This is a genomic window from Planomonospora algeriensis, assembly GCF_977012225.1.
In genome coordinates this window covers 1-5,999 of sequence record NZ_CDRNDK010000392.1, presented here as the reverse complement: position 1 = coordinate 5,999, position 5,999 = coordinate 1, and the positions used below count along the sequence as shown (strand labels likewise).

The 5,999-nt window shown below is 71.0% G+C and carries 8 protein-coding genes; 4 read left to right on the top strand and 4 right to left on the bottom strand.

From position 1 onward, the window contains the following. Positions 1–36 precede the first annotated feature (36 nt). Positions 37–819, bottom strand: a complete 783-nt coding sequence (locus ACWJ6R_RS28365) for a helix-turn-helix domain-containing protein (RefSeq protein WP_449065161.1) — start codon at positions 817–819, stop codon at positions 37–39. 246 nt (positions 820–1,065) lie between these two features. On the opposite strand from ACWJ6R_RS28365, the gene ACWJ6R_RS28360 reads away from it, so the two are divergent. The 3 genes from ACWJ6R_RS28360 (at position 1,066) to ACWJ6R_RS28350 (ending at position 2,845) form a co-directional block, all read left to right on the top strand. Beyond that, on the top strand, positions 1,066–1,542 hold the full coding sequence (locus ACWJ6R_RS28360; RefSeq protein ID WP_449065160.1) for a glycine-rich domain-containing protein: 477 nt from the start codon (positions 1,066–1,068) through the stop codon (positions 1,540–1,542). Positions 1,543–1,579: 37 nt separating this feature from the next. Beyond that, a complete protein-coding gene (locus ACWJ6R_RS28355; RefSeq protein WP_449065159.1) occupies positions 1,580–2,464 on the top strand; it encodes a phosphotransferase family protein in 885 nt (294 codons plus the stop codon). A 99-nt stretch (positions 2,465–2,563) separates the two neighbouring features. Next, on the top strand, positions 2,564–2,845 hold the full coding sequence (locus ACWJ6R_RS28350) for a hypothetical protein (protein ID WP_449065158.1): 282 nt from the start codon (positions 2,564–2,566) through the stop codon (positions 2,843–2,845). Positions 2,846–2,959: 114 nt separating this feature from the next. Here ACWJ6R_RS28350 and ACWJ6R_RS28345 read toward each other — a convergent pair whose 3' ends face one another. Beyond that, entirely contained in the window at positions 2,960–3,118 is a 159-nt protein-coding gene (locus tag ACWJ6R_RS28345; protein ID WP_449065157.1) for a hypothetical protein, read from the bottom strand. Positions 3,119–3,282: 164 nt separating this feature from the next. Continuing rightward, a complete protein-coding gene (locus tag ACWJ6R_RS28340; RefSeq protein WP_196470029.1) occupies positions 3,283–3,537 on the bottom strand; it encodes a peptidoglycan-binding domain-containing protein in 255 nt (84 codons plus the stop codon). Between the two features lie 112 nt (positions 3,538–3,649). On the opposite strand from ACWJ6R_RS28340, the gene ACWJ6R_RS28335 reads away from it, so the two are divergent. Next, entirely contained in the window at positions 3,650–4,276 is a 627-nt protein-coding gene (locus ACWJ6R_RS28335; protein ID WP_449065156.1) for an HNH endonuclease family protein, read from the top strand. Positions 4,277–4,370: 94 nt separating this feature from the next. Here the strand turns inward: ACWJ6R_RS28335 and ACWJ6R_RS28330 are convergent, their stop codons facing one another. Continuing rightward, entirely contained in the window at positions 4,371–5,585 is a 1,215-nt protein-coding gene (locus tag ACWJ6R_RS28330; protein ID WP_449065155.1) for a DUF6461 domain-containing protein, read from the bottom strand. Positions 5,586–5,999 lie beyond the last annotated feature (414 nt).

The following is a 5,999-nucleotide window of genomic DNA, read 5'->3' as shown; positions in this document are numbered from 1 at the left end:
CTGCAGGGCCGGCCTCGGCGTGCCCCAGCGCGGCTGTCAGGTCCCCGCGGGCGCGGGCGACCATGCTGTGCGCGCGCCGAGTGCCCACCCGGTCAGCCGGGCATCGCCGGTGTGCTCGCCGAAGCTGGCGGCGACGGAGAGGTGTGCGCGGGCTCCGGTGTGGTCGCCGAGGTGGTGAGCGAGGTTGCCGAGCAGCGCGGACATCCACCCGGCGGTCCGGCGCAGGCCTACGCCGACGGCCGGGTCCGCCGGGGTGGCGAGCGCGTCGACGAGCATGCCGCGGGCGGCGTGCACCTCGTCGAACAGCACCGCGGGCGGGTGCTTGGAGTAGTTGAGGGCGTAGTGCTCGACGGCAGCCTCGGCGAGCTCCACCACCGTCGGTCCGCCGTACGGGTCCGCCAGGAGGGCCAGGCGCAGCGAGTGACGGATAGCGGGCAGTCCACTGGCAGTGGTCATCAGCTCAACTCCTGGCAGCAGCGGCTGGATCTCGTGCCGACCGTACCCGCCGCCGCGGCCGCATGTGCAGTGCCGCGCCAACCCGAGCTGGCCGAGCTGAGCGCCGTACGCGCGGGCGAGCATGGTGGCGTACTCCCGACCCGGCCGCTCGGATCCGTGCTCCCACCGGCACAGCTGCGCCGGCGACAGGCCGGGCGGGTGCAGGCCGTCGGCGACGTACTCCTTGGCGACCTGGTCGACGGCCTGGGCGCGGGACCAGCCGAGGGCGAGCCGCCATGCCTCCAGGGCGGTGAGCTCGGGCAGCGCGGTGCGCAGCTCGGTGACGACCCGCTCGGTGGCGTGGCCGGCGCGCTGCGCCTGCATGCGGATGCGTACCGCCTGGCTTTGGATCTCTGCCCGTCGTGCTCTGGTGATCTGCCCCATGGGGCCTCCACGCGTCGCGAGCGTCCGTGAGATGCACCGTAGTCGCTCCCTTACTTACCGCGCAGGTCAGGCTCCTGTCATTGACGGCAGACCCTCAATACGCGGCTCGCGGTCCGGCAATGACCGGCTGGCCGCCGGCGGTCACCGTGAGAGCAGGCGACCCCGCCAACCGGAAGGGACGACATCATGACCGTCACCACCACCCGCCCAGCCGCCACCGACCCTCGGACGCTCATCACCCCTGAGCTGCACGCCCGGCTCGTCGCGCGGATCAAGGCCGAGCACCCTCAGCAGGCGCACCTGGCCGAGCCCATCATGGACCAGACGCTCGCGTTCCTCTCCGCCTGCGCCACCCGACCCAACGCCCACCTGTCGCCGTCGGAGCTGGTCGACATCGGATGGCACACTTTCATCCTCTACACCCAGCCGTACGCCGAGTTCTGTGACCGGGTCGCCGGTCGCTTCATCCACCACCGTCCCGAGGACGGTGCCGAGGGCGGCACCAAGGGCGGGTGCACGGCGGCCGACACCGTGGCCGTCATGCGGGAGCTCGGCCTGCCCGTCATCACGGACCTGTGGAGCCACGCCGGTAAGTGCGAGGGAAGCGGTACGGGGAGCTGCTCGCAGTGCCACCAGGGCTGCACCGACAGCCCGACGAAGTAACCCACCTCGCCAGTAGGAGCGGCGTACAGTGCGGCACATGATGTACCGGTGGGAAGATCTCCCCGCAGAGATCAGGGACATGATCGCAGCCGAGTTCGGCCCGATCCGGCAGGCGATCAGCCTCCCGGGCGGGCTCACCGCCGGCGCTGCCGTACGACTGGCCACGGCGTCCGGGACGCTGTTCGTCAAGGCTCTGCCGGACGACTCGCGGTCCGCGCCGCTCTACCAGCGCGAGCGCCTCGTCGGCACCGCCCTACCACCGGCCGTGCCCGCCCCCCGAATGCTGTGGAGCGGGCACACCGGCGGATGGATCACCCTCGTTTTCGAGCACGTCGACCACGCGCGAGAGGTCGACCTCGGCATCGGCTCCCCGGACCTGGACGGAGTCCTCGACCTCGTCCGCGCGCTCGGCGAGACCCTCACTCCGAACCCCGCCGAGGTACCGCCCGTCACCGACAACGTCGAGTTCCTATGTAAGCGCGCGGACGCCCTCCTGGCCAACCCGCCCACTGACTTGGAAGCGTCCGACGCCTACCGGCACGCCCGGAGCCTGCTCAACACCGATGCACTGGCCGGGGACACGCTCCTTCACGCAGACTTGCACGAGGGCAACCTCCTCGCGGTCCCGGCCGGGGTGCGGGTCATCGACTGGGGACTCGCCTGCCAGGGGGCGGCGTGGGTGGAGGCCGCGCTGCTGGTGCCGCGGCTGATCCTGGCCGGGCACACCCCGGCGCAGGCGGAGGAACTCGTCGAGCAGCTGCCCGCCTGGAAGGAGGCGCCCGGCGCGGCCGTGACCGGCCTGGCGGCCGCCTGGTCGCTGTTCCGGGAGTTCGTCGGCCGTTACGGACCGGAGCCGATCCGGGCGTCCCGCGCCCGGGCGGCGGCTGCGGGCCGGACCTGGGTGGAGTACCGCACCGGCTGATCGAGCCTGGAGTCCCAACGGAACACCGTTCACCAGGCAACCAGTCCCGGGACTGGCCCGTCTTCTCTGGCGTCTCATCCTCAACGTCAGGAGCTCCCCTTGCTCAGACGGTTCATCGTCTCCGCGGCCCTGGCCGCCTCCGCGCTCGCCGTCCCGGCCGCGGTCGCGCCGGCGTCCGCCACCGTCGTCTCCGCCCCCACGGCGGTGGCTATGGCGGCGTGCACGTACCAGCGGGTCGGCCAGCACTGGAACTGCATCACGCCGGGCGCGTTCTGCCCGAAGGCCGCGCGCGGAAAGTCGGGCTACGCGAAGGTCACCAGCAAGCGGTACCGATGCACATGGAAGAGCGCGGACCCGTACTGGCGGTGGCGACGCGCCTGACCCTGAACACGCAGAAGCGCCCCGCTCGGTCTACGGACCGGGCGAGGCGTTCGCGTTGGAGCCTTCAGCAGAGCCCGGGTCGTATGGCCGCGTCCCGGGGCCCCGCAGGTCAGGCTACCGCTGCGACATCGGCAGGTCAGTGTGAGCGGTGTGCTTCGCCTTGTAGCCCGCCACCGCGGTGATCGCCGTCGGCAGCAGCGGGATCGTCAGCGCCTCCAGCCAGTCCGGCCAAAACGCGATCAGCGAGTGGTCGGAGTCCCCGACCTGAAGCACGGCCAGGAGGCCAGCGCTGCCGAGGAGTCCGCCAAGCGAGGTCCATCGGACTTCCCACCTCGACCGGTGACTTGCTGCATGAGATGGGTTCCCCGTGCGTCGCCCCTCCTCAAGGACCGACCGCTCTCACCACGGAGCGAAAAACCAAGAGCCGCGTGCTCGGGTCAGGCGACGTGGAGCAGCACCGTCCACGTCTGTCGGCCGACCCGTCCGTCGACCTCGATCCGGGCGGCCCGCTGGAACACCTTCACCGCGTCCCCATCGGCGCTCCGAACACCGTGTCGTCGGTACCTGCTGGGATCAGGTAGTCGGCTCCGCGCCTGCCGATCGGGGTATCCATGCAGGTCATTGGCCTCCTGCAGTGGATCAGCGGCACAGTGCGCCCAAGACCGGTGCGCCTGCTCGTCACACCTCGCCATGGGCGGCACACATGCGGCTTGGGAGGGTCCGAGATATCCCCGCTGTTTCGCCCCCTGACCAGGACACCCGCCCCTCGTCCTGGCCGAGACTCCGGGGACAGAAAGGCTCGCCATGCGACGAGTCGTCACCGCAGTCGGCGCCTGCCTGAGCGCCCTGGCCCTCACCAGCGCCCTGGCCTTCACCGCGGCGTCGGCGACCCCGCCGAACATCCCCACCGCCGGCACCGCCGCCACCCGCCTGGCCGCCCTCACCGTGGCGGCCGAGTCCAACGCCGGCTCCTACGACCGGGATCTGTTCCCCCACTGGATCACCATCACCGGCTCCTGCAACACCCGAGAGCAGGTCCTCAAGCGCGACGGAACGAACGTCACCGTCAACTCCAGCTGCGCCGCCACGTCCGGCTCCTGGTACTCGCCGTTCGACGGCGCGACCTGGACCGCCGCGTCCGATGTCGACATCGACCACATCGTGCCCCTGGCCGAGGCGTGGCGCTCCGGTGCGCACGCCTGGACCACGGCCAAGCGCCAATCGTTCGCCAACGACCTCGGGGGACCCGAGCTGTGGGCGATGACGGATGACCTGAATCAGGCCAAGGGGGACAAGGACCCGGCCGCCTGGCAGCCGCCGCAGCAGCACTGCCTGTACGCGCGTGCGTGGATCCAGATCAAGTACCACTGGGGCCTGAAACTGCAGTCGGCGGAGAAGACCGCGCTGCAGAACATGCTCGCCACCTGCTGACCCGCGACCGGATCCCCTCGCACCGGTCCGGTGGCCGCCGTCTGTCTTCCCCCTGCGGCAGCGGCCGCCGGATCAGCCCGGAGACGCGGGCTGCCTACGCCTCCCCGGCGCGCAGCGTCGCGATGACGGCCGCCGCGTGATCGGGATCGGCCATGACCCGATCGGCGCTGACCAGGGCGAGGTGGATGTCGTAGGCGGCCTTCCTGGCATCGGGGGACAGGGCATCGCGCACCGCGGAGGCCGCCTGCCAGCGCGGGCGCGCCGCATCCCGCTCCTCCTCACTCGGGTAGCGGCGCGGCGTGCAGGTCGGGCAGGTCGGCATGCCGGTCGTGGCGTCGACGAAGGTGACGCTGTAGAGGCCGCCCGGGGACCGGTGCGACTGCTCACACGAATCCACGCTCCATTCGCCGGTGGCGATGTCGATCGGCTGGCCGGTCAGGTCCGATTCCCAGATGCGGATGAGTTTGGCGAGGGGAGAGTCATCGGCGACCTGCTGCGTCTGGCCCTGCTCGGCCCGGGCGAGCGCCTCGGTGAGCACCGGATGGTCGGCCACGCCGGCCAGCTCGCACTGGCGGCGCGCTTCGGCGATCGAGGCCCGTCGCTGGAGGTCGGGGCAGGCGCCGTCGATGGCCTCGGCCATCTCCCGGTTGAAGGAGCGCAGGGTGTGGGTGGCGAGCGGGTCACCGGTCGGGGGGTCCTCGGGCGCCGGGTCGGTGATGATCCCGCCCAGCAATGGCCCGTCCAGCATCGCGGAGGTGAACAGCACCCCGCTGATGCGGCTGGCCAGGGCGAGGGCCGCGGAGACGTAGGAAGAGCCGTATAGGTACTGCGCTTCCTCGTCCGGTTCGGGTTCCAGGCCGAGTTCGCGCATGTCGTCGTTGAGGGCGTCGGGGTGGCTGCCCCAGCGCTCTTGAGGCCACTGCGGGCGAAAAGCCGTCCGGATCCGGCCGTCCGCGGCATGACTGAAGTCGTGCGAGGCCGCGTAGTCGTGGCGCATGACGGAGACGGCCTCACCGCCGTCGCGGGTCAGCTCGCGCAGCGTCTCGGGCCGGGTCCCCTCCCAGCCGCTGTACTCGAAAGCGATCGTCCAGTCGCCGGATCGGGCCGCCAGCACCATGTCGCAGCAGCCGTCGGTCTCCTCGATGCGCTCCATGACCTCCTCGTTGTCCACCGGCCCGATGTCGTCATCGGCGACGCCGAACCGCCGGAGCGTCTCGCGCTCGTCCAGGCCGCGGACGAAGGTGACGGTGTAGATCTCCTCCCAGTTCCGTTCCTGCCAGGCATACGCCTCGGGCATGACCTCGCGCATCGGCTCTCCTCGGGCCCGCTCCTCATGATCGCGGCGAGTATGGCAGCCGGAGCCGACATCCCGCCGACGGGAAGGATCGGCCCATCGCACGTCCGGCCCAGGACTTCCGCCTCGGGCCCGGGACGAAGGCGAGATGCGGACGGCGTCCATCAGGGGATCCCTGGGCTCTTACCGTGGCTGCAACACCGATGATCAGAAGGTGTTCACCGGGGCGCATGCTGAGATCACGGCCTGGTGGCGGCGTGGAGCATGGACGTCAGGCCGCAAACAGGGAGGCGAAAACGTAAACGGCCAGGAGCAGCGCAATCGAAAGGGCGAGCAGCCACCGGGGAGTGCGGGGCATGGCCAGCCAGGCCGCAGCCGGGTAGGCGATCACGCCGCTGAAAACGATGAGCTTGAGGGAGACGTCGGCCA